The sequence below is a fragment of the Paraburkholderia sp. RAU2J genome (genome assembly GCF_003634845.1).
In the GTDB taxonomy this organism is placed as follows: Bacteria; Pseudomonadota; Gammaproteobacteria; order Burkholderiales; family Burkholderiaceae; genus Paraburkholderia; species Paraburkholderia fynbosensis.
The window spans coordinates 628,925-651,229 of sequence record NZ_RBXG01000003.1 but is presented as its reverse complement, the minus strand read 5'-3'; the positions used below and the strand labels follow the sequence as shown (position 1 = coordinate 651,229).

Below are 22,305 nucleotides of genomic sequence, written 5' to 3'. Positions count from 1 at the left end.
GTGACCCGGTGCCACAAGCGGGATGTGGCAGATGTATCTCTTCGACGGTGGCTGCAGCGCCGGCCATGCACCATCAAAAACCTGTATATTTATACAGTATCGTATATGCGATTTCGCGGCTGTGAACTGTCACTTTTAATTGAGGCCATTCGCTACACGGCTTCGCATCGGGGGGCCGGTTCCCGAGAGCTAGGCTGGCCAAGGCTGACACGTTCAAGGAAGCGGTGGCGTACTGAGTGCGGTCACCGCTTACGCGGCCAGGCGCACACGGTCGGTCGCAGCGCCGCCGTGTTGGTCGAATTCGTGACTTGAGCAACAGGCGATGCCCTGGCATGAGCACAGGCATCTCGACGTGCTTGCTTCATTGAGAGGAGATTCCATCATGAGAGCGGATGAATGGGTCAGAGAGGCCGAACGGGAAACGAAGCTTGTCGATGCGCTGTACAAGGCGCGTTCCCTGATTTCGATGCACAACGGTATGACCGTGAGGTGCGACGGCGAGGAATGGGCACTTGACTTTGGGCACGAGTTGAAGTTGATTGACGCAACGTTGAAGATGGCTGGAGTCGACACTCGGCGCCTTGGCAGTAGCTAGTTGTCGAGCCGCTCGAGTCGAGGCGATTATTGGTGGAAAGCGGTGCGAAGGACCTTCAGAGGTCAGCAGATGCAAACTGAGAAATATCATGCGAGACGTGGCGAAATACACCTGTACGAACTGGGCGATGGTGCAACGGCCACTGTGACGCTGCGCGATCTGGATGGTACGGCGGTGACGCATGTGAGCGTGACCCGTCAGGGCAACATGCTGCGGGTGCGGCATGAAGGCGTGCAAGCTCCGTTGGCTCTGGTGCTGCGTCAGAGGCATAGCGTTCGGGATGCGGGAGCGTTGCCGTTGCAGGCGGGGAACCGGGCGTGAGCATCGCTTTGCCGATGGGCGAGGGCGAGGTGACGGTACGCGTTTGATGGCTCTATCGTGTCGAGCCGGGCGTTGCGCATCAGGAAGTGACGTTCCCCGCAACGCTTGCGGACGCCGTGCTCACCGCGGGCGCTGCCGCTTAAGTTGACCGATTGATGTAGTCACTGGCATGACCTCGCTGTTGTTCAGGTATTCCAGCGCAGGTCCATTTCCCAGGCGATCAAAACTGCCGAAGCAGACCGATATTGAGCGCGCGGACGGTTTGGCTGTCGTCCGCGCAGCGATATCGTTTGACTTCAACGTCAATTCAATCTTCCCCCCGATCGCGAAAGCAGATTGTTCACCGAGGTGACACCGTCAACCGTGCGGGCGCTTTGCTCCGCTAGCGCGACCTGCGTGCCCTCGGGCACCCATCCGACCAGCGTGACCTGTCCCGATCGCGCAAAGACGAATACGTGAGACAGGCTGACGCCGCTATGCGCAAAGCTGACGCGGACGTTATGGGCGAGTTGCCGGTCGGTGGCCGACGAATCGCCTTCGGCGTGGACTGCGGGTGCGATGGCGCTGGAAATCAACAATGCGAGAGTGGAAGCAATGGCTATTTTCACGATAGCTCCTTAACGAGAGGCAACTGTGCCGGCGAACTCCGGCAGCAAGTCTTCCGGTCCACTACGGGAGGGGCCGCGGAAGGGGATGACAAACGTCCCTGTGCGCACCATGCCTGCCTCTATGGATGGCGCGATCAGGGGGTTTCTCTGTCGGGACGGTTGGGAGTTTTGTTCTCGCCCGGCGAATAACTTGCGCGTTCATCGTGGGGAACGCGGCGTTGGATTGACGGCCACGAGGTCAAGCCGCCGGGGCACCGTGGTGAATGCCCCTTGAACCACTTCCGCCTGGAGCGGCGAACCATCGTTGATGCGTCGACGAGATCGCACTTCGCGATCTGCCAACGCGAAGCACGAGTCGTGGCCCAGCGTCGTATCTGTTGATCATAGCCCCGAATCCCGGCGCCTGCTGACGACGGCCAGAGCGGCGATCCGAAGGTCCCTCGGCCAGGTGATTCGCGTATCACTGCCGGTCGTGCGAAGGGGCGAGAGCCACATTCCTTGTTACCGGTACCTCGATTTCGACAAGCGGCGCGCAGTTTGTCGTTGCATTTGCACAACATCAAGATCGGCGCACGTGCGTGTTCGAACGCTTGCTCGCGTCCCGCGAATCGCCGGGCACGCAGCGCGCGTCGTTTGGGCGGCTTTTCACTGCACGGATTCAAACGGATTTGCCAGGCACATGACCACGGCCGCATGGTCACGAAGCGCGTGCTACTTCGTCATTGAATTGCACGCAACAGCTATGTGCAACAGCGTTTTCCCTGACACGGAAGATCGATACGCCGCGCATTGGCGCTACCTATAATCGCCTCGAAATGTGTATCGGACATTTCAGCAAAGCGGGGAGTGCGATGAATCAGCACATCCTGAGCGGCTTGGAGACGCCCAAATGTATATAGGATATCTAATGAAAAAAGAAGTTCTTGCTTTGTCCATGATGGCAGCTGCGACGGTGGCCCACGCGCAGAGCAGCGTCACGCTGTATGGCCGTATCGACAACGGTATTCAATACGAGACCGGCCTGCCGGGTGGTCACGCATGGGCCGCTCAGAGCGGTAACTGGGGCTGCTCGTGGTTCGGCCTGGAAGGCGCCGAAGATCTGGGCGGCGGCACCAAGGCGGTCTTCCAGTTGGAAGGTCAGCTCAACACGATGACCGGCGCGTCCGCGGGCAATCTGTTCGGCCGCCACGCTACGGTCGGCTTCACGAATGACCGTTTCGGTCTGTTCAAGATGGGTAACCTCGGCGCCGGCGAACTGTCGCAGGACAGCTGGGGCACTGACCCGCAGCTGATGCAGCGCTACGCTATCTCGACTTTGGTGCGCGGCCGTAACTGGGCAAGCACCAGCAACGGCGCGGAATACAACTCGCCGGTGCTGCTTGGCGGCCTCGTCCTCAAAGGACAGTATTCGCTGACCAACAACACGAGCTGGAACTCGGCGCCGAATAACGCGCAAGGTGTTCCGACCGGTCAAGGCCGCACCAACGCCGTCGAAGGTATCTACACGTTCGGCAGCGGCGACTTCCGCGTGATTTACGACGAAGTCCGCGGCGCGAACGGTTCGTTCAACAACGTCTACTCGGCTTCGCGTTCCATCCTCGCGGGCGGTACGTATGTCTTCGGCCCGGTGAAGCTGTACGCTGGCTACCAGCACCTGAGCGCACCCGACGCAACCAATTCGAGCATGGGCGTGAGCGACGCTTCGCAGCCGATCGGCGTGAGCGCACCGACCAGCGTCAACCACGAATGGGTCGGCGCAGCGTGGCAGGTGACCACGGCCACGGCGATCACCGGCGCGGTGTTCCACGCGAACGCGAACAACGGCAACGGCAACGCGACGCTGTTCACGCTCGCCGCGACGTACGCCCTGTCCAAGCGCACCTTCCTCTATACGGAAGCCGGCTACGTCCACAACAGCTCGACGTCGAACCTGAACCTCGGCAACGGGCCGTACGGCAACAACAACTTCGATGCGGCGACCAACACCTCGTCCAACAGCAACCCGAACTACGGTCAGAGCCAGACCGGCGTGTTCGCGGGCATCATGACGACGTTCTAAGCTGGACCTGCCTTAACGGGCAAGTAGTGTAGTGATCTCCGGGTTTTAAAGTACTGCTTATATCTCTTCACTAGAGAGGCCGGTGCGACGTAATCCTCCACCCTCGTCGCGCTGGCTGTTTTTTTGGGATCACCTCCTGCGTCTATGCGGTATCGGGTAGGGTTTACTCACGTTTGAAAGCGCTTTCAAAAAACCGTATGCTGCGGACATGATCGACGACAGCCCTAATCCACCCAATGTGACACTTGAGGAAATCGCTCGGGCAGCCGGCGTTTCCCCCAGCACGGTGTCGCGCATCCTGAACGGCACGGCGCGCGTATTGCCGGCCAAGCAGAAGGCGGTGGAGCAGGCTATCGCGCGATTTAATTACCGGCCCAACGTGCTGGCGCGCAGCCTCGCGAGCGGCAGGACCGACACGATCGGCGTGCTCACGCAAACCGTGTCCAGTCCGTTTTATGCGGAGTGGCTGCGCGGTATCGAAGACGGTTTGTCGGAGACGGGCTTCACCGCGCTCTTCGTCAGCAGTCGCTGGAACGTCAAGGACGAGATGGCGCGCCTCGAGCAATTCATCGCGCGCCGCGTCGACGGAATGATTCTGCTGCACGCCCAACTCGACGAGTCCTCGCTAAACGAATATTCCAGGCATGCGCCCTTACTTGTACTGGGGCGGTCGCTGAGAAACAGCGCGACGCTCGCGAGCTTGCCGCTCGACAACGTGCAGGGCGCGCGCGACGCAACCAGGCATCTGATCGAGCAGGGCCATCGCAGGATCGCGTTCATCGCGGGGCCGTCCAATCACGAGGATGCGATCGAGCGCCTCGACGGTTACCGGATGGCGCTCGAAGAAGCGGGCATCGGCTTTGACGCCGAACTCGTCGAGCAGGGCGACTATCTCGAGACGGGCGGCGTGGCGGCGATGGCGCGATTGTTCGAGCGCGCCCCCGTGTTCAGCGCGGTCTTCTGCGCGAACGACCAGACTGCCTACGGCGCGCGTCTCACGATTTTTCATCGTGGTCTGCGCGTGCCGGAAGATATCTCGCTGGTCGGCTTCGACGATTTGCCTACCTCGTCGTACATGACGCCACCGTTGACGACGGTCCGCCAGCCCACCTATGAAATCGGGCGCCTCGCGGCTCAGGGCATCGTGCAGATGATCCGCAAGCAACCCATTGCGCTGAACCCGATTCCGCTCACGCTCGTGACGCGGGAAACCACTTGCCGGATCGCGCCTCCATCTAGGCGAAAAGCGGCGCGAAGTTAGCCATCCCGCAGCCATAAGGCTGCAGCACCCCGAGGGGTTTTTTTTGCGGCGCCGTGAAAGCGCTTTCAAATATGCCGAGTTTTTAAGTTACCGCTAACAATTCATAGGCAAACCGGAAGCAGGCACAAAGAAGCAAACGAAGCAAAAGAAGAAGCAACGAGCAACCGAATGCAATCAACAAAACGGTTCACAAGGAGACGAGTAATGAAATTTCGCTTTTCAGGTCCTGCCGCCGCCGTGCTGCTCAGCCTTGCGGCAGCCGGCGCGCAAGCCAACACCACGTTGACGGTCGCGGTCTTTCCGAAGCTGGATCAGGAGATCAAGGACGCGCTGCCCGCATGGAAGAAGCTCCATCCAGACGTCGATATCAAGGTGTCGTCGCTGGCGATCGCTGACCACCACAACGCGATGACCACCGCGCTCGCGACCAGTTCCGATCTGCCCGACGTGATGGCGGTCGAAGTCGGCTTCATCGGCCGGTTCGCGGCGGGCGGGGGCCTGGAAGACCTGTCGAAGGCGCCCTACAACGCGGGCCAGTACAGGAACCAGTTCATCCGCTACACGTTCGCGCAGGCCACCACGCAGGATGGCGCGATCGTCGGCATGCCGGCCGACATCGGCCCGGGCACGCTGTTCTATCGCAAGGACATTCTCGACAAGGCGGGCGTCACCGAAGCCGATCTGAACAAGTCGTGGGACTCGTATCTCGCTGCGGGGCAGAAGATCAAGAAGGCCACCGGCGCGTACCTGATGGCGTCGTCGCGCGATATCGAGGATATCTACATTCGCGCCGACCTGAAGGAAGGCGACGGCGTGTACTTCGACAAGGCCGGCAATCCTGTCGTCACGTCCGAGCGCTTCGTCAACGCATTCAAGCTCGCGAAGAAGGCGCGCGATCTCGGCCTCGACGCCAAGATCACGCCGTGGTCGAACGAATGGGCCGAAAGCTTCAAGCGCGGCACCGTCGCCACGCAGATGATGGGCGCGTGGCTCGGCGGCCACCTGTCGTCGTGGATCGCGCCAGACACGAAGGGTCTATGGCGCGCGGCCAATCTGCCGAACAACGCGTACGCGTCGTTTGGCGGCACGTTCTACGCGATTCCGGTGAAGGCGACCCAGAAGCCGATGTCGTGGGAATTCATCAAGTTCCTGACGACGCGCCAGGACACGCAACTCGCATCGTTCCGTTCGATCGACGCATTCCCGGCGCTGCTCGCCGCGCAGAACGACGGCTTCTTCGCCGAGCCGGTCGCGTTCCTGGGCAACGAAAAGGCGCGCCTGATCTGGCGCGATGCGGCCGGACATATTCCGTCGATCCAGCGCAGCAAGTATGACCAGGTGGCCGAAGAAGCGGTGCACTCGGCGCTCGACAAGGTCGTCGACAGCAACGAAGACATTGGCACGGCACTGAAGGAAGCGCAGGACCAGATCGCACATCGCGTCCGGCGTTGAGGAAGCGGCACGGCGCTCGCGCGCGCCGTGCCGAGTTTGCAATAGCGTGGCCGGCGTCGCTCGCCCGCTGCGCCAGACTGGATGGACGGAACTACCGATGAGCCTTTCGCTGCCCACACCCGAACCGGCCGCCCCTGACAGGCGCATCGCCGACGCGCGCCTGCCGCTGAGCGCGCCGCGCAAGAAGTCGCTGATCGATCCGGTGAAGATCGCGCCTTACCTGTTTCTCACGCCCTTTTTCGCGCTGTTCGCGTTGTTCATCGCTTTTCCGCTGCTGTTCTCGCTGTATCTGTCGTTCCAGAGTTGGGACGCGACGGCGGGACTCGCCAGCATGAAGTGGGTGGGCCTGTCGAACTTCACGTTCACGCTGACCGACCCGTGGTACTGGAAGTCGCTCTACAACACGGCATCGATGGCCATCATGTCCGGCTTGCCGCAACATCTGATTGCGCTGCCGCTCGCGTTTTTCCTGCAGACCGCGTTTCGCCGCTGGCGCAATTTCGTCGTCGGTCTGTACTTCCTGCCGTTCATCACGTCGAGCGTGGCGATCGCATTGATCTTCTCGTCGCTGTACTCGACGGACTTCGGCATGATCAATCTCGCGATCGCCGAGATTGGCAATTTGCCGGGCCTGCACTGGATCGTGCCGGCTCATCCTATGGAATGGCTGTATAAGCCGGCCAGTGTCAAGCCGGCAGTGTCGGTGGTGATTTTCTGGCGTTATGTCGGCTGGAATACGGTGCTTTATCTGTCGGCGCTGCAAACCATTCCAAAGGATCTGTACGAAGCCGCGAAGATCGACGGCGCGAACGGCTGGCAGCAATTCACGCGCATCACGATCCCGCTCATCAAGCCGATGATTTTCTTCGCGGTGACGCTGTCCATCATCGGCGGTCTGCAACTGTTCGAAGAGCCGTTCATCCTGCTGCCGAACGAAGGTATGGGCACGAGTCAATCGGGTTTGACCACGGCCGTCTACATGTACCGCACGGCTTTCCACGACGGCGATTTCGGCACCGCGAGCTCGATTGCGTGGCTGCTGTTCATCACCATCGCCGCACTGATGTGGCTCAACACGCGCATCTTTCACCGCAGCGGCATGAACGAGGAGAACCAGCGATGAAACTGTCGCAACTGTCGAATAACAAGGCCCGCTATACCGGCTACGCAATCGTGCTGGCGGGCGCGCTGCTGATGTTCTCGCCGTTCTATGTCATGTTCGTATTCGCGACGCACACCAGCTCCGAAATCTTTTCGATGCCGCCGCCGTTGTGGTTCGGCAGCGCCTTTCTGGACAACATGGCCTCGCTGATGCGGCACATCCCGTTCTGGCGCAACCTCGGCTGGAGCTTCTATACAGCCACCATGCAGACCCTGCTGACGCTGCTCGTCACGTCGATGGCGGGCTACGCGTTCGCGATGTATGAGTTCCGCTTCAAGAAGGCGCTGTTCGCGCTCGCGCTGACGGCGATGCTGGTGCCGCCGTTCCTCGGCATGATTCCGACCTTCATGACGATGAACCTGCTCGGCTGGATCAACGAGCCTCGCGCGCTGTACGTGCCCGGCGCGGCCGCCGCGCTCGGCGTGTTCCTGATGCGCCAGTACGTTGCGTCCGCGATTCCGTCCGAACTCATCGAGGCGGCGCGCATCGACGGTTGCGGCGAATTCCGCATTTACTGGAGCGTGGTGCTGCCGCTGCTGGGACCGGCATTGGGCACGCTTGGGCTCATCAGCTTCATCCAGGCATGGAATAACTTCCTGTCGGCGCTCGTCGTGCTGCGCTCGCCGTCGATGTACACGCTGCCGCTCGCGCTGCGCATTCTGCAGAGCCCGACCAATTCGGATTGGGGCGCGGTAATGGCGGGTTCGGCGGTTGCGGTGCTGCCGCTCCTCGTGCTGTTCGCGTTCACTTCGCGCCGGTTGATCGACGGTCTGACGACCGGCGCGGTCAAGGCCTGATCTGGTTCATCCGACTACTTCGAGCCCTCACCGGGGCATGACTATCCAGGACAACACTATTTATGTCGACATATCGGTTCAAGGAAGACTTCGTTTGGGGCGTCGCCACCAGTTCCTATCAGATTGAAGGCGCAGCGCATGAAGACGGCCGCGGCCCGTCGATCTGGGACGCGTTCTGCAGCGTGCCGGGCAAGGTCGTGAACGGCGAGAACGGCGATGTCGCGTGCGATCACTACCATCGTCTCGAGCAGGATCTCGACCTGATGGCCGAACTCGGCATGCAAGCTTATCGCTTCTCGATCGCATGGCCGCGCGTGCAGCCGGACGGCCGTGGCGCGTTCAACGAGAAAGGTCTCGGCTTCTATGAGCGTCTCGTCGACGGCTTGCTCAAGCGTGGCATTCAGCCGTTCGCGACGCTGTATCACTGGGACTTGCCGCTCGCGTTGCAGGAAACGCAAAACGGCTGGGAAAACCGCGACACCGCCTATCGCTTCGCCGACTACGCCCGCAAGATCGGCAGCGTACTCGGCGACCGGGTGGCGTCGATCGCGACTCACAACGAGCCGTGGTGTACCGCGTGGCTCGGCAACGCGACCGGCTATTTCGCGCCGGGCAACGCAGACCTGAAAAAAGCCGCGAACGTCTCGCACCATCTGCTGCTCTCGCACGGCCTCGCATTGCAGGCACTGCGCGCCGACGGCGTGAAGGCGCCGCTGGGCATCGTGCTGAATCAGTCGCCGGCGCACGGCGCGACCGATTCGCCCGCGGACCAGGCCGCCGCATCGCTCGAATATTCGAAGTTCGTCAGCTGGTATATGGACCCGCTGTTCAAGGGCGAATATCCGGCCGAGGCGCTGCAATGGTACGGCGAGAACGGCCCGCAAGAAGTGATTCGCGAGGGCGACTTCGACATCATTGGCACGCCTATGGACTTTCTGGGCATCAACTACTACACGCGCATTTTCGCGAGCGCATCCGGTGAAAAGCGGCCGCCGGGCGCACTCGGCTTCACGGACATGGACTGGGAAGTCTATCCGCAAGGGCTGACCGAATTGCTGAGCGGCCTGAACGCGAACTACAAGCTGCCGCCCATCTACATCACCGAAAACGGCTGCGCGGCCAGGGACGTGCTGGACAACGGGCGCGTGCGCGACACCGACCGCATCGAGTTCTACGACCTGCATCTGGCCGCATTATCAGATGCCGCGCAAAAAGGTGTCGACGTGGCCGGCTATTTCGCGTGGAGCCTGATGGACAACTTCGAATGGGCGTCCGGCTACGACAAGCGCTTCGGCATGGTGTACGTCGACTACGCAAGCCAGCAGCGCACGCCGAAGGACAGCGCGCACTGGTATCGCGACGTGATCGCGCAGCACGCCGGCGCGGCGTTGCCCCGCTAAAGCGAAGGCACCGGCATCACAACCCGCGTGACGCGCCCCACGGGCGGTGTCGCGCGGGAGAGCAAGGTTACGGATTCAGGAGAAGCTAGACATGGGCGAACTCGTATTGCGCAGCGTCGCGAAGACGTATGGTGAAGGGCCACAGGTCATTCAGGGCATTGATCTTCACATTCCGGATGGTCAGTTCACGGTTTTCGTCGGGCCGTCCGGGTGCGGGAAGTCAACCATGCTGCGCATGATCGCCGGGCTCGAATCGGTGAGCGGCGGCGACATTCTGATCGACGGCGTACGGGTCAACGACCTGCAGCCCGCAGACCGTGGCATCTCGATGGTGTTTCAGAGCTACGCGCTCTACCCGCACATGACGGTCGCGGAAAACATGGGCTTTTCGCTGAAACTGTCGGGCAAGTCGAAGCAGGAAGTCCGTGAGGCGGTCGGACGGGCGGCAGAGATTCTGCAGATCAGCCATCTGCTCGAACGTAAGCCGAAGGCGCTCTCGGGTGGTCAGCGGCAACGCGTCGCGATAGGACGGGCGATCGTGCGCAAGCCGCGCGTGTTCCTGTTCGATGAACCGCTATCAAATCTCGACGCGGCGCTGCGCGTGCAGATGCGCATCGAGCTCGCGAAGCTGCATCGCGAACTCGGCACGACGATGATCTACGTCACGCACGACCAGGTCGAAGCCATGACGCTGGGCGAGAAAATCGTCGTCTTCAACAAAGGACATATCGAGCAGATCGGCGCGCCGCTCGATCTGTACGACCGGCCGGCCAACCGTTTCGTCGGCGGCTTTCTCGGCTCGCCGCAGATGAACATGCTGCCCGCCACGCTCGTCTTGCAAGGCGAAACTCAAACCGTCATCACGCTTGCCGGCGCGACTGAACAGATCGTGTTGCCTGGCCGTCCGGGCCGGCCGCTCGGCGGCAAGCTGACACTCGGGGTGCGGGCCGAGCATCTCGGCATCGGCGCGGCGGGCGAAGGACTCGGCGCGCGCGTCGAACTGGTCGAGCATCTGGGCGACGTATCGCTGCTGCATGCGCACCTCGACGGCGCGGGGCAGGCGATTTCACTGAAGCTCGACAAGAAGGATGCGCAGCATGCGGTCGGCGCGCGCGTCGGCATCAAGGTGGCGGCGTCGGCGGTCACGCTGTTCGATGCGGACGGCGTTGCGGTGCCGTTTGAGCGTAGCGAAGTCGAAGGGCACGTCCACGCGATGATTTGACCGCGTCGATAACCAACAACCGGTCGGGTCGAGAGCGCAATGGAAAAGAGAGTATCGAAAGCCATATTCAAGTCCAGGGCATGCGAACTGTTCCGGCAGGTCGAGTCGCAGGGGAAACCGTGGTGGTCACGGATCGTGGGCAACCGACCATCGAGATTCGCCCCTATCGCAGCAAGCTCGACAATCCGCTTGAACTGTTGCGCGCATCGATCGTTCATTTCCATGCTACGCAGGCGTCGCAGCCGGACCCGATAGAGGAAGAGCAGTGAATAGGCTCGATGCTGCCGCGGGAACCAGCAGCTATTTGGGCGCGCGCTGGGTATCTGTAACGTTAGCGATAACGGTCGCCCGTTCGCCGTGCATTAACCGCCACCTTGCAACATGCTTTCACCTGTCGAAAGGCGCCGCGCGGCGTTGTAGGCGAATCTCCGGAGCCGCCCCACGAGACCAGGTAAACTCCGCATGGCGGTCGCACCATGGTGCTATTAACATAATCTAACGTTAGGGATAACGTTAAATCTATACCTGTTCCACTATCACGACAAAGGCGGCTATCGGCCTGATCGGAGCGCCGCTCCGCACGTGCGACGACATGTTGCCAGACCGTTGCACGTGCGTTGTTGGAAATAGGGAGGCCGGAGAGAGCTTCCTTGTAGCAGGTTGAAAATCGATAACGAATATCTGGCCGCCACCCGCAATCGTTGCGGCCCGATCCAAAAAATAGCTGGTTGAATTATCTGGGTGGAGAGCGCAATGGAAAAGAGAGTATCGAAGGCCATTTTCAAGTCGAGGGCCTGTGAACTGTTCAGGCAGGTGGAAATGCTGGGGGAGACCGTTGTCGTCACGGACCGTGGGCAGCCCACCATCGAAATCAGGCCCTATCGCAACAAGCAGGAGAACCCGCTCGAACTGTTGCGTGCTTCGATCGTGCATTTCAACATGAAGCACTTGCCCCTTCCTGTCACGGCGGAGCAGGAAGATCGATGATCACGCTCGATACGCTTGCACTGGTGTGCTGGCTGAGCAGACAGAAGGCATTGAGTCAGGCAGCACACGACGCGATCGATCGCGAACTGGACGGCGGTGAAATCCTGATTTCGGCGATCAGTGCGCTCGAAATCGCGGAATTCGTCAACGACGGCCGGCTCGGGTTGTCGATGGACGCGCGCTGCTGGCTGTCGACGTTCGTCTCGATGGAAGGTGTGCGGATGGTTCCGGTGGACACCGAAATCGCCTTGCGCGCGGCGCGGCTGTCGTCCGCGCTCACGTCCCATCAGCGCCTGATCGTCGCCACTGCCCGCACGTTCGGCGGCGCGCTCGTCACGTCGGACGCGAAGGTGCGCGCCTCGACTTACGTGGAAACCATCTGGTGACGTGCGCGGCGGCGCGGCTTCGTGCGGACTGGTCCGGTGGAGTCGCGCACGACCAGTTCCGCCGGCAGCGTGATGCGCTGCGAGGCTGCATCGATACCGGCAATCCGCGCGAGCAGCGTATTGACCGCCGAGCGCGCCATCTGCTGGAAAGGTTGACGGATCGTCGTGAGTGCCGGATGAAATTGCTCCGACATCGGGATGTCGTCGAAGCCGATCACCGAAATGTCGTCCGGCACGCGCAAGCCCGCTTCCCTGATCGCGGCGATCACGCCAAACGCGCTTTGATCGTTCGCGGTGAAGATGGCGGTGGGCGGATCGGCGAGATTGAGCAGATCGAACGTGACATCGAATGCCATCATTTGCGACAGATCACCGGCGGCGACCAGGGCGTCCTCACGCGGCAGCCCGAGCCGGGCCAGCGTGTCGTGATAGCCGCGCTGACGGTCGCGCACCCCTTCGATCGTTTCGTCGCCGGCGAGGAACGCGATCCGCTTGTGACCGAGTTCCGCGAGATGCTCGACCGCAAGACAGGCGCCGCCATAGTTATCGACCGACACCGATGGAAAACCGGTCAGCGTGCCGCGCTGATCGACGACGACGACCGGCACCTTGGCGGTAGCGAGCGCTTCGAGACAGAGCGATTCGCGCGGCAGGATGGCGAGAATCCCATCCGAGAATTGCTGGATCAGGCCGAGCAGGTCGTGATGCGTATCGCGGTCTTCGTCGAATACCGTGTAGACCAGCATCTCGCAACCCGCGCCGCGCGCCGCGCGCCCCGCGCCGAGAATCAGCTCGCTGGAGAACTGGGTGTCCAGTGTCGGCGTGATGATGCCGATGATGCCGTTGCGGCCACCCGAGAGTTTCTGCGCAGTGCGGTTGACGACGTAACCGATATCCGACGCGATTCGCAGCACTTCGTCGCGAGTTTCGCGCGACACGCCAGGGCGGCCGTTGAGCGCGCGCGAAGCGGTCATCTGCGAGACGCCGGCGAGCTTGGCGACATGCTCGAGCGTCGGGGTCTGCCTTGCCATGCGTGATGAGGGCGTACGAGAGGTCATGTCGAATTGGACTCGCTTTTAACGTTAGCGATACCGTTTATATTCTAACTATTCTACCAGAATAGGTTGCGCGCGCCGACCCTTCGGCAGTCCGTCTTCTTGTAGTATGCAAGCCGCGCGGGAGGTGACCAGGTAAAATCCCGCATAGCGGTAGTTCACGCGTCGGCCTAACATTCGTTAACGTTAAGGCTAACGTTACACGTTTCGGTTGGCATTCTAATATCCATAGAGGGGACACAAAACATGGCGTACCCGGCTTTTTCTAAAGTACGGTCAATTGTCGGCGCCACGGCGCTCGCATTTTCGCTGTCCGCAGTCATTTCGACAGCTGCATTCGCACAATCGACGATCACCGCGTGGGATCAGCAGACCAATACGTCGTCGAGCAAGATCATTCGCGACGCGTCGGATCGTTTCGAAAAGGCGGCTCCAGGCTACAAGGTCGAGAATTCGCACATCCTGAACGAAGCATACAAGACGAAGCTGAAGGTCGCGTTCGGCGCGAACCAGCCGCCGTGCGTGTTCGAGAACTGGGGTGGTGGCGGCCTGCACGAATACGTGAAATCCGGCCAGATCGTCGACCTCACGCCGTACCTGAACAAGGACCCGGCGTATCGTAACCGCTTCATGCAATCGTCCTGGAACGTCACGACGTACGACGGCAAGACCTATGGTGTCGCTGCCGAAAATGCAGCGGCCGCAGTGATCTTCTATAACAAGGACGTCTTCGCGAAGTACGGCATCACACCGCCGAAAACGTGGGACGAACTGATGCACGTCGTTGCCGTGCTGAAGTCGCACAACGTCGCAGCGTTCTCGCTCGCGAACAAGAACAAGTGGACCGGCTCGATGTACTACATGTACCTCGTCGACCGTATCGGTGGTCCGCAAGTCGTGAAGGACGCGATCGAAGGCAAGGGCAAGGGCTTCGAAGATCCGGCGTTCGTCGAAGCCGGCAAGCGTATCCAGGAACTCGTGAAGGCTGGCGCGTTCGCGCCGGGCATCAACGGTCTGGATTACGACTCGGGTGCTTCGCGCCGTCTGCTGTACTCGGGCAAGGCTGCTATGGAGCTGATGGGCGCGTGGGAAGCTTCGACGATCGCGAACGAAAATCCGACGTTCTCGAAGGATCTCGACTTCTTCCCGTTCCCGAGCGTGCCGGGCGGCAAGGGTGATCCGCGCGACCTGATCGGCACGGTGGGCGATGGCTTCCTGAGCATCTCGACCGAGTGCAAGACGCCCGACGTAGCGTTCAAGCTGATCCAGGCAATGACCGACGACCAGGCGATGCAGGCTCGTGCGTCGGATGACCACAAGCTCCCGCCGGTCAATAACGTCAAGATCGACGATCCGTTCACGCAGCGTCTGCAGAAACTGCTTGCCGCCGCTCCGAGCGTGCAGCTCTGGTACGACCAGGCACTCCCGCCGGCTCTCGGCGAACTGCACAAGGACACGACGCAGCAGCTGTTCGGTCTGTCGCTGACGCCTGAGGCTGCTGCGCAGCAAATGGAAGCCGCTTCGAAGAAGGGCGGTTAATCTTCAGTCCCAAGGGAAGTCCGGTCGGCACCGTCAGGCGCCGACCGGCATACAAGCTCGTGAATATCGCACTTTCCGCTACCCCCGAACGCCGGCTGCGAATCTCATCGCAAACGCTCGTCACGGCCGTGTTTCTTGCGCCGACGCTGCTGCTGCTGGCCGTATTCCTGCTCTATCCGCTCGTCTCCAGTCTGCGGCTGTCGCTGGTCGACTGGAATGGCCTCGGTAACACTGCCCGCTTCGTCGGGCTCGCGAACTGGGGGCGACTCGCCCACGACGCGGTGTTCTGGCAATCGCTCAGGAACAACGTGATTCTTGCGGTCGCGTCGATCGTCATCCAGCTTCCGATCGCGCTCGTGCTCGCCGTGCTGCTGGAAAAGGCCGGCCGTGGCTCCCGCGTGCTCAAGGTTCTCTATTTCCTGCCGCTGCTCATGTCGAGCGTGGCGATCGGCGTGCTGTTCAAGCAGATCTACGATCCGAATTTCGGTCCGCTCAACGTCGCGCTGCAGGCATTCGGGCTTGATGGCCTCGCGAAGGACTGGCTGGGCGACCCGCATTTTTCGCTGGGTGCGACCATCGCCGTGATCATCTGGCAGAACGCGCCTTTCTACATGATTCTGTTCCTCGCCGGTCTCTCGTCGATGCCGGCCGAGGTCAACGAGGCTGCCCTCCTCGACGGTGCTTCCGAGTGGACCATCTTCTGGCGCATCAAGCTGCCGCACCTGCAAGGCACGCTGCGCACGGCCGTGCTGCTGTCCGTGCTCGGCTCGCTGCGCTACTTCGATCTCGTCTTCGTCATGACCGGTGGCGGCCCCGAAGGCTCGTCCGAGGTGATGGCCACCTACATGTATCGCACGGTGTTTAGTTCGTTCCAACTCGGGTACGGCAGCACCATCGGCTCGGCGATGTTCCTTATCGTCATCACGGTGGCGGCGGTATCGATGTACTTCACCCGCCGTTTTGCAACCGAGGTCTGAACCATGAACAACAAACTACGCTTCCCACGCGTCGGGATTCCCCTGCTGGCATTGATCTGGCTGGGTGTCACGACAATCCCGTTTATCTTCATGGTCGTGTCCAGCTTCAAGAGCCAGGAAGAGACCTTCACGACGTCCGTGTGGGCGCCGCCAAGCCACCTGTATTGGGGCAATTACACGGCTGTGCTGAAGGGGCCGTTCTTCACGTATTTCCGTAACAGTGTGTTCACGGTGGGCGTGTCGGTGCTGCTGATCGTCATCATCAGTGCGATGGCAGCCTACGTGTTCGCGCGCATGCGCTTCGCGCTGAACAAGCTGCTCTTCGGTCTCGTGATCGCCGGCATGATCGTGCCGCTGCATGCAACGCTCGTGCCGATCTATCTGCTCACGCGCAATCTCGGTCTTTACGATACGGCGTTCGCGCTACTGGGTCCTTATGTGGCCCTCAGTCTGCCGGTGTCGATCTTCATCCTGACCGAGTTCATGCGCCAGATTCCGCGCGAGCTCGAAGAAGCCGCACAGCTCGACGGCTGCGGTCCGTTCACCATCTTCTGGCGTATTTTCTTCCCGCTTTCGGGACCGGGGCTCGCCACTGTGGCGATCTTCAACGGCATTGGCCTCTGGAATGAGTTCATCTTCGCGTACATGCTCACGTCGACGTCCGAGCACCGTACGCTGCCGCTCGCGATCTGGGACTTCATGGGGCAATACGCGTCGAATATTCCTTCGATGCTGGCTGTCCTCGTGCTCACGTCGTTGCCGCTGATTGTTGCTTACGCGTTCGGTCAGGAGCGCGTGATCAAGGGGATGATGGCCGGCTCGCTCAAGGGCTGATCCGTATCGCATACCGCCTCCAATCGTGCGGGCTAAAGTGGCCTGCACACCGAACTTTGCATAAAACGATATGGCAAGCATTTCCCTCACCAACGTACAGAAGTCCTACGCGAGCGGCAACGCGGTGATCCGCGACGCCAACCTCGAAGTCGGCAACAACGAATTCTGCGTGTTCCTCGGACCGTCGGGCTGCGGCAAGTCCACGCTGCTGCGCATGATCGCCGGTCTCGAATCGATCACCGACGGCGAGCTGCGCATCGACGGCAAGCTGATGAACAACGTGTCGCCGGCGGAGCGCCGTGTCGCCATGGTGTTCCAGAACTACGCGTTGTATCCGCACATGAACGTCTACGAAAACATGGCGTTCGGGCTGCGTCAGGCGAAGATCGACAAGGCGACGATCGACAGCAAGGTGCGTAGCACGGCTGCCACGCTGCAGCTCGATGCGCTGCTGGAACGCAAGCCTGCTGCATTGTCCGGTGGACAGCGGCAGCGCGTGGCGATCGGCCGCGCGATCGTGCGCGAGCCGGGCGTGTTCCTGTTCGACGAGCCGCTGTCGAATCTCGACGCAGCGCTGCGCGTGCAGACCCGTATCGAGATCGCGCGTCTGCATCGCGAATTCCGCCGGGCGAGCGCGGTTTACGTCACGCATGACCAGATCGAAGCCATGGCATTGGCCGACAAGATCGTGCTGTTGCAAGCCGGCGCCGAACTGGAGAAGCACGGCAGCGTTGCGCAGATCGGCGCGCCGCTGGATCTGTATCACCGTCCCAAGAGCCGCTTCGTCGCGGGTTTCATCGGCTCGCCGAAGATGAACTTCCTGCCCGGTGTCGTGAAGACAATCGACGCCAAGGGTATCGAGGTCGAACTGACGAGTGGTGAGCGCGTGCGAGCGCAGGTCGATGGCCGCAAATTGCAATTGGGCAACCATGTCACGCTGGGCATCCGCCCCGAGCACCTGAGTCTGCCCAACGGCCAGGCCGGCGCGCAGACGATTCGCTGCGCGGTGCGTCTCGTAGAGCGGATGGGTGAGCACAGCTACGTTCATATCGACGGCGGTAGCCGTGAGGGCAACGCGCTGATCGCCAAATTGCCCGGTGACGGCGGCGTGTCGCACGATGAGCGCATCGAACTGGCGCTGGCACCCGAGGCATGCCACGTGTTCGACGAACAGGACTTCGCGCTGCCGCGTCTGCACTGAACTTTACGTGCCGCCTTCAAGGACGCGATCGAATGATCTGCGGCCTTGAAGGCGACGCAACGGGGCATCGTCACGATTTCGAATTGGTAGAGATTTTCGCGCCTTTTATTGCTTGGTCAATTTAAAGGACTGCGAAGTTCCACGAGAAATATGAAGTACAGGGGGCGAGGATTCCGATGAAGCGACGCCGTCCCGTGCGAGTGATGAAAAACGGATTTGTCGGCGCCTTGCGCGCTCTGCACATAAAAATTATTTAAAGGAGTTCTTGATGTTGCTTCGCCAAAGTGATGTTCCGCTTTACCGCAACCCCGAGGCTGCCGTCGAGGAGCGCGTTGCCGATTTGCTGGCGCGCATGACCCTGGACGAGAAAATTGCCCAGCTTCACGCCGCGTGGCTGAAGCTGTCGTCCGATGGCAATCACGAAGCGCGTACGGTGGATTTCGCGCATGGCGACGCGGCCATTACGGTGGAAACGATCCTTCGGCACGGCCTCGGCCAGATCACACGCCCGCTCGGCACGCATACGGTCGATCCGAAGGAAGGCGTGCGCGCGCTCAACGCGTTGCAGCGGCAGATGGTGGAGGACACGCGTCTAGGTATCCCGGTGATGTCCCACGAGGAATGTCTGGTCGGTCTGATGATCAAGGACGCCACGTTGTTCCCGTCGCCGTTGAACTATGCGGCGACGTGGAACCCGCGTCTGGTTGGACAGGTGGGCGAAATCATCGGCGAGCAGGCGCGCTCGATCGGCTGTCATCAGGGGCTCGCGCCGGTGCTGGACGTGTCGCGCGATCCGCGCTGGGGCCGCACCGAGGAAACGCTTGGCGAAGACCCGTATCTGGTCGGCGTGCTCGCGTGTCATTACGTGAAGGGGCTGCAAGGCGAACGCCGCGATCTGCTCGCGACGCTCAAGCATTTCGTCGGCCATTCGGCGAGCGAGGGCGGCCGTAATCACGCGCCCGTGCATGTCGGCCCGCGCGAACTCAATGACGTGTTCATGCTGCCGTTCGAGATGGCGGTCAAGCTCGCGGATGCGGGCTCGATCATGCCCGCCTATCACGACATCGACGGCGTGCCGTGTCACGCGGACCGCACGTTGCTGCAGGACACGTTGCGCGACAAGTGGGGCTTCGACGGCCTCGTCGTCGCGGACTATGCGGCGGTCGATCTGCTTCACAGTCACCATGCAGTCGCACGCGACAGCGCGGCGGCCGCCGCGCTCGCGTTCAACGCGGGGCTCGACGTCGAGTTGCCCGGCCACGAGTGCGCACTGCATCTGAAGGAAGCGCTGGCACGCGGCGAGATCAGCGAGGCGACGATCAATACTGCCGTTTCGCGTGTGCTGCGCACGAAGTTCCGTCTCGGCCTGTTCGAAAATCCGTATGCCGATCCGGACAGCGTGGATGTGAAAAGCGAATCGGCCGGCGACACGGCATACCAGGTGGCGCTCGAATCGGCGGTGCTCCTGCGCAACGAAGGCGGTGTGTTGCCGCTGGACGCGAAAGGCGCGGCGAAGGTCGCGGTGATCGGCCCGACCGCCGACGATCCGTTGGCGCTGCTGGCCGGTTACAGTTTCCCGGTGCACCTGATCAACTCGGGCGAGCAGTCGGTCGCGTCGATCAGCACGCCGCTGAAGGCGCTGCGCGCACTGCTCGGCGACGAGCGGGTGATTCACGCACGCGGCTGCGACATCATCGCGGAGCGTCGTGCAGGTGCGCCGGTGTTCCCCGGCGACGTGTCGCTGGACACGATGGCCGACGCGAATCGCGACGAGCTGATCAGCCAGGACACCGGACGCATCGCCGCGGCAGTTGAAGCCGCGCGGCAGGCGGCTGTTGCGATCGTGTTCGTCGGCGATCTGGCCGGGCTGTTCCAGTCCGGTACGGTGGGCGAAGGCTCCGACACGGACAGCCTCGATCTGCCCGGCGTGCAGCAGGCATTGCTGGCGGCGGTGGTCGAGAGCGGTACGCCGACGGTCGTCGTCATGACGGGCGGCCGTCCGTACAATCTTGGCGGTCTCGAAGACCGGATCGCCGCGCAGATCATGGCCTTCGCGCCGGGCGAGCGCGGCGCCGAAGCGCTCGCCGATCTGCTGGTGGGGCGCGCGAATTTCACGGGCCGCCTGCCGTTGTCCGTGCCGAAGAGCGCCGGGGCTGTGCCGTACACGTACAACCATCGGCTCAAGAGCGCCGGTACGCCGATCGCCTATCATTTCGGTTGCCGCTACCCGTTCGGCTTCGGACTCAGCTACACGCAGTTCCGTTATGGCAATCTTGCAGTTGCGCAACGCGAAGTGCCGATCGGCGACGGCACGGTCGAACTCGCCTTCACGGTCGAGAACACCGGTTCGAGCGCAGGCACCGAAGTCGTGCAGATTTATGTGCGCGACCGGCTGGCGTCGTCGGCGCGGCCGGTGCGCGAATTGAAGGCGTTTGCCCGTGTGCCGCTGGCCGCAGGCGCCTCGGCCGAGGTTCGCGTGCACATTCCCGTCGACATGCTGAACTTCACCGATGGGCGCGGAGAGCGTATCGTCGAGCCGGGCGACTTCGACCTGATGGTCGGCAGCTCGAGCCGCGATATTCTGCTGAGCGACACGGTGACGGTCGCGGGCAACGCGGTGCGAACGCTCGAACGCGACTGGCGCATGGTGAGCGAGGTCGAGGTCCTGGCTTAACCGGCGGCATGCCGAAGATGCGTCCGGCCAGGGGCGGCGGGACGCCATGTATTCGTTGTCATACTCGGAACAAGTGGAATATCAGATGTCGTACGCAATCTATCCCAGTCTCTCAGGCAAGACGGTTGTCATCACCGGTGGCGGCAGCGGCATCGGCGCCGCGATGGTCGAAGCATTCGCACAGCAGGGCGCGCGCGTGTTCTTCCTCGACGTCGCGGAGGGCGACTCGCTCGCGTTGCAGGAATCGCTGCGCGGCGCGCCCCATCCGCCGCTGTTCCGACGCTGCGATCTGCGCAGCGTCGACGCGATCCAGAGCACGTTCGCCGAGATTATGAAACTCGCCGGGCCGATCGAGGTACTCGTCAACAATGCGGGCAATGACGATCGGCATGAAATCGAGGCCGTCACGTCGACCTATTGGGACGAGCGCATGGCCGTGAACCTGCGGCACCAGTTCTTCTGCGCGCAGGCCGCGGCGGCCGGCATGCGCAAGATCGGCCGGGGCGTGATCCTGAATCTGGGCTCAGTCTCCTGGCACCTCGCGTTGCCGAATCTCGCGATCTATTTGAGCGCGAAGGCGGCGATCGAAGGGCTGACGCGCGGCCTCGCGCGCGATCTCGGCGATGCCGGCATCCGTGTGAACTGCATCATCCCCGGCGCGGTTCGCACGCCCCGTCAGATGCAGCTTTGGCAGTCGCCCGAGAGCGAGGCGAAGGTCGTCGCGAGCCAATGCCTGCGCTTGCGCATCGAGCCCGAGCACGTCGCGCGCATGGCCCTGTTCCTTGCGTCCGACGACGCATCGCGCTGCTCCGGTCGCGATTATTTCGTCGATGCCGGGTGGTACGGAGAATGAAAGTCCGTCTCCCTGAATGCGTCTGGCCGGTCAATGCCGAACTCGGCGAAGGTCCGCTGTGGCAGGCTGCGGAAAACGCGGTCTATTTCGTCGATATCAAGGGCCGCCATATCCATCGTCTGATGGTCGACACCGGAGCAACGCAGACGTGGCGGGCGCCGAACCAGCCCGGTTTCATCGTACCGCTCGCTGATCAGACGTTTGTCTGCGGGCTGCCGGACGGCCTCTATCGTTTCGATGCGGGCAGCGGACAGTTCAGCAAGCTCAAGGACGTCGAACCACACTTGCCGGACAACCGTCTGAACGACGGCTTCGTCGATGCCAACGGCCGCCTGTGGTTCGGCTCGATGGACGACGGTGAGGAACAGCCGAGCGGCACACTGTATCGCGTCAGCGATGCCGGCGAAGTGGCGGCTCAGGACGACGACTACGTGATCACCAACGGCCCGGCCATGAGCCCGGACGGCCGCACGCTCTATCACAACGACACCATGCGGCGCGTGGTGTATGCATTCGATGTGAACGAAGACGGGACGTTGTCGGGCAAACGCATCTTCGCCGCGATTTCCGGCGACGGCCACCCCGATGGCATGGCGGTCGATGCCGACGGCTTCGTGTGGGTAGCGCTTTTCGGCGGCTGGCGTATCGAGCGTTTCTCGCCCGACGGCAAGCTGGTCGAGCAGGTGCCGTTTCCGTGCGCCAACGTGACGAAACTCGCTTTCGGCGGCGACGATTTGCAGACTGTCTACGCATCGACCGCGTGGAAGGGACTGTCGCCCGCGGAACGTGAGCGGCAACCGTTGGCCGGTGGCCTGTTTTCGTTTCGCGCGCCGGTGCCCGGCCAGCCTCAGGCGTGCTGCACACGAGGCTTTTCGCAATAGACCAGAAAGCGGAACGCGCTTGAGGCCGACATCTGACGCTG

At 61.8% G+C, this 22,305-nt stretch carries 20 protein-coding genes and 1 pseudogene; 19 read left to right on the top strand and 2 right to left on the bottom strand.

Translation table 11 applies throughout. The features are described 5' to 3' along the window. The first annotated feature begins 382 nt into the window (after positions 1–382). A complete protein-coding gene (locus B0G69_RS34455; protein WP_121324580.1) occupies positions 383–595 on the top strand; it encodes a hypothetical protein in 213 nt (70 codons plus the stop codon). A gap of 69 nt (positions 596–664) precedes the next feature. Beyond that, positions 665–916: a hypothetical protein gene (locus B0G69_RS34450; protein ID WP_121324579.1), complete on the top strand. Its 252-nt coding sequence runs from the start codon at positions 665–667 to the stop codon at positions 914–916. A gap of 302 nt (positions 917–1,218) precedes the next feature. Here B0G69_RS34450 and B0G69_RS34445 read toward each other — a convergent pair whose 3' ends face one another. Then, positions 1,219–1,524 carry a BON domain-containing protein gene (locus tag B0G69_RS34445; RefSeq protein ID WP_121324578.1) on the bottom strand — a complete coding sequence of 102 codons (306 nt, stop codon included), beginning with the start codon at positions 1,522–1,524 and terminating at the stop codon, positions 1,219–1,221. Positions 1,525–2,431: 907 nt separating this feature from the next. On the opposite strand from B0G69_RS34445, the gene B0G69_RS34440 reads away from it, so the two are divergent. From B0G69_RS34440 to B0G69_RS34395, 10 genes and pseudogenes are all read left to right on the top strand, one after another. Continuing rightward, positions 2,432–3,583 (top strand): porin, encoded by a 1,152-nt coding sequence (locus B0G69_RS34440; protein WP_121324577.1) that lies wholly within the window; start codon positions 2,432–2,434, stop codon positions 3,581–3,583. 208 nt (positions 3,584–3,791) lie between these two features. Continuing rightward, a complete protein-coding gene (locus tag B0G69_RS34435; RefSeq protein WP_121324576.1) occupies positions 3,792–4,844 on the top strand; it encodes a LacI family DNA-binding transcriptional regulator in 1,053 nt (350 codons plus the stop codon). A gap of 204 nt (positions 4,845–5,048) precedes the next feature. Continuing rightward, positions 5,049–6,296 carry an extracellular solute-binding protein gene (locus B0G69_RS34430; RefSeq protein ID WP_121324575.1) on the top strand — a complete coding sequence of 416 codons (1,248 nt, stop codon included), beginning with the start codon at positions 5,049–5,051 and terminating at the stop codon, positions 6,294–6,296. Positions 6,297–6,393: 97 nt separating this feature from the next. Continuing rightward, the gene (locus B0G69_RS34425) at positions 6,394–7,419 is read left to right on the top strand and encodes a sugar ABC transporter permease (RefSeq protein WP_121324574.1); all 1,026 of its coding nucleotides are present in this window, start codon (positions 6,394–6,396) and stop codon (positions 7,417–7,419) included. Continuing rightward, positions 7,416–8,255: a carbohydrate ABC transporter permease gene (locus B0G69_RS34420; RefSeq protein WP_121324573.1), complete on the top strand. Its 840-nt coding sequence runs from the start codon at positions 7,416–7,418 to the stop codon at positions 8,253–8,255. Before B0G69_RS34425 ends, B0G69_RS34420 begins: the two co-directional genes overlap by 4 nt. A gap of 62 nt (positions 8,256–8,317) precedes the next feature. Further along, positions 8,318–9,655, top strand: coding sequence for a GH1 family beta-glucosidase (locus B0G69_RS34415; protein ID WP_121324572.1), 1,338 nt, complete (start codon positions 8,318–8,320; stop codon positions 9,653–9,655). 91 nt (positions 9,656–9,746) lie between these two features. Then, positions 9,747–10,877 carry a sn-glycerol-3-phosphate ABC transporter ATP-binding protein UgpC gene (gene ugpC / locus B0G69_RS34410; RefSeq protein ID WP_121324571.1) on the top strand — a complete coding sequence of 377 codons (1,131 nt, stop codon included), beginning with the start codon at positions 9,747–9,749 and terminating at the stop codon, positions 10,875–10,877. Positions 10,878–10,916: 39 nt separating this feature from the next. After that, positions 10,917–11,146 (top strand): annotated as a pseudogene (locus tag B0G69_RS34405) (type II toxin-antitoxin system Phd/YefM family antitoxin). A gap of 484 nt (positions 11,147–11,630) precedes the next feature. Beyond that, positions 11,631–11,864, top strand: a complete 234-nt coding sequence (locus B0G69_RS34400; RefSeq protein WP_121324570.1) for a type II toxin-antitoxin system Phd/YefM family antitoxin — start codon at positions 11,631–11,633, stop codon at positions 11,862–11,864. Continuing rightward, entirely contained in the window at positions 11,861–12,250 is a 390-nt protein-coding gene (locus B0G69_RS34395) for a type II toxin-antitoxin system VapC family toxin (RefSeq protein ID WP_121324569.1), read from the top strand. The genes B0G69_RS34400 and B0G69_RS34395 overlap by 4 nt, the downstream gene beginning before the upstream one ends. On the opposite strand, the gene B0G69_RS34390 is transcribed toward B0G69_RS34395, so the two are convergent. Then, positions 12,229–13,281 (bottom strand): LacI family DNA-binding transcriptional regulator, encoded by a 1,053-nt coding sequence (locus tag B0G69_RS34390; protein ID WP_121324568.1) that lies wholly within the window; start codon positions 13,279–13,281, stop codon positions 12,229–12,231. The two genes, B0G69_RS34395 and B0G69_RS34390, sit on opposite strands and share 22 nt — an antisense overlap. Positions 13,282–13,551: 270 nt before the next feature. Here B0G69_RS34390 and B0G69_RS34385 point away from each other — a divergent pair, with 270 nt between their 5' ends. The 7 genes from B0G69_RS34385 (at position 13,552) to B0G69_RS34355 (ending at position 22,264) form a co-directional block, all read left to right on the top strand. Further along, positions 13,552–14,844 (top strand): extracellular solute-binding protein, encoded by a 1,293-nt coding sequence (locus B0G69_RS34385; protein WP_121324567.1) that lies wholly within the window; start codon positions 13,552–13,554, stop codon positions 14,842–14,844. A 59-nt stretch (positions 14,845–14,903) separates the two neighbouring features. Next, positions 14,904–15,821: a sugar ABC transporter permease gene (locus B0G69_RS34380; protein ID WP_241991618.1), complete on the top strand. Its 918-nt coding sequence runs from the start codon at positions 14,904–14,906 to the stop codon at positions 15,819–15,821. Between the two features lie 3 nt (positions 15,822–15,824). Next, positions 15,825–16,655, top strand: coding sequence for a carbohydrate ABC transporter permease (locus B0G69_RS34375; protein WP_121324566.1), 831 nt, complete (start codon positions 15,825–15,827; stop codon positions 16,653–16,655). A gap of 70 nt (positions 16,656–16,725) precedes the next feature. Then, positions 16,726–17,856 (top strand): sn-glycerol-3-phosphate ABC transporter ATP-binding protein UgpC, encoded by a 1,131-nt coding sequence (gene ugpC / locus B0G69_RS34370; RefSeq protein WP_121324565.1) that lies wholly within the window; start codon positions 16,726–16,728, stop codon positions 17,854–17,856. A 268-nt stretch (positions 17,857–18,124) separates the two neighbouring features. Further along, entirely contained in the window at positions 18,125–20,530 is a 2,406-nt protein-coding gene (locus B0G69_RS34365; RefSeq protein WP_121324564.1) for a glycoside hydrolase family 3 N-terminal domain-containing protein, read from the top strand. A gap of 85 nt (positions 20,531–20,615) precedes the next feature. After that, positions 20,616–21,383 (top strand): SDR family oxidoreductase, encoded by a 768-nt coding sequence (locus B0G69_RS34360; RefSeq protein ID WP_121325092.1) that lies wholly within the window; start codon positions 20,616–20,618, stop codon positions 21,381–21,383. Beyond that, a complete protein-coding gene (locus tag B0G69_RS34355) occupies positions 21,380–22,264 on the top strand; it encodes an SMP-30/gluconolactonase/LRE family protein (protein ID WP_121324563.1) in 885 nt (294 codons plus the stop codon). The genes B0G69_RS34360 and B0G69_RS34355 overlap by 4 nt, the downstream gene beginning before the upstream one ends. Positions 22,265–22,305 lie beyond the last annotated feature (41 nt).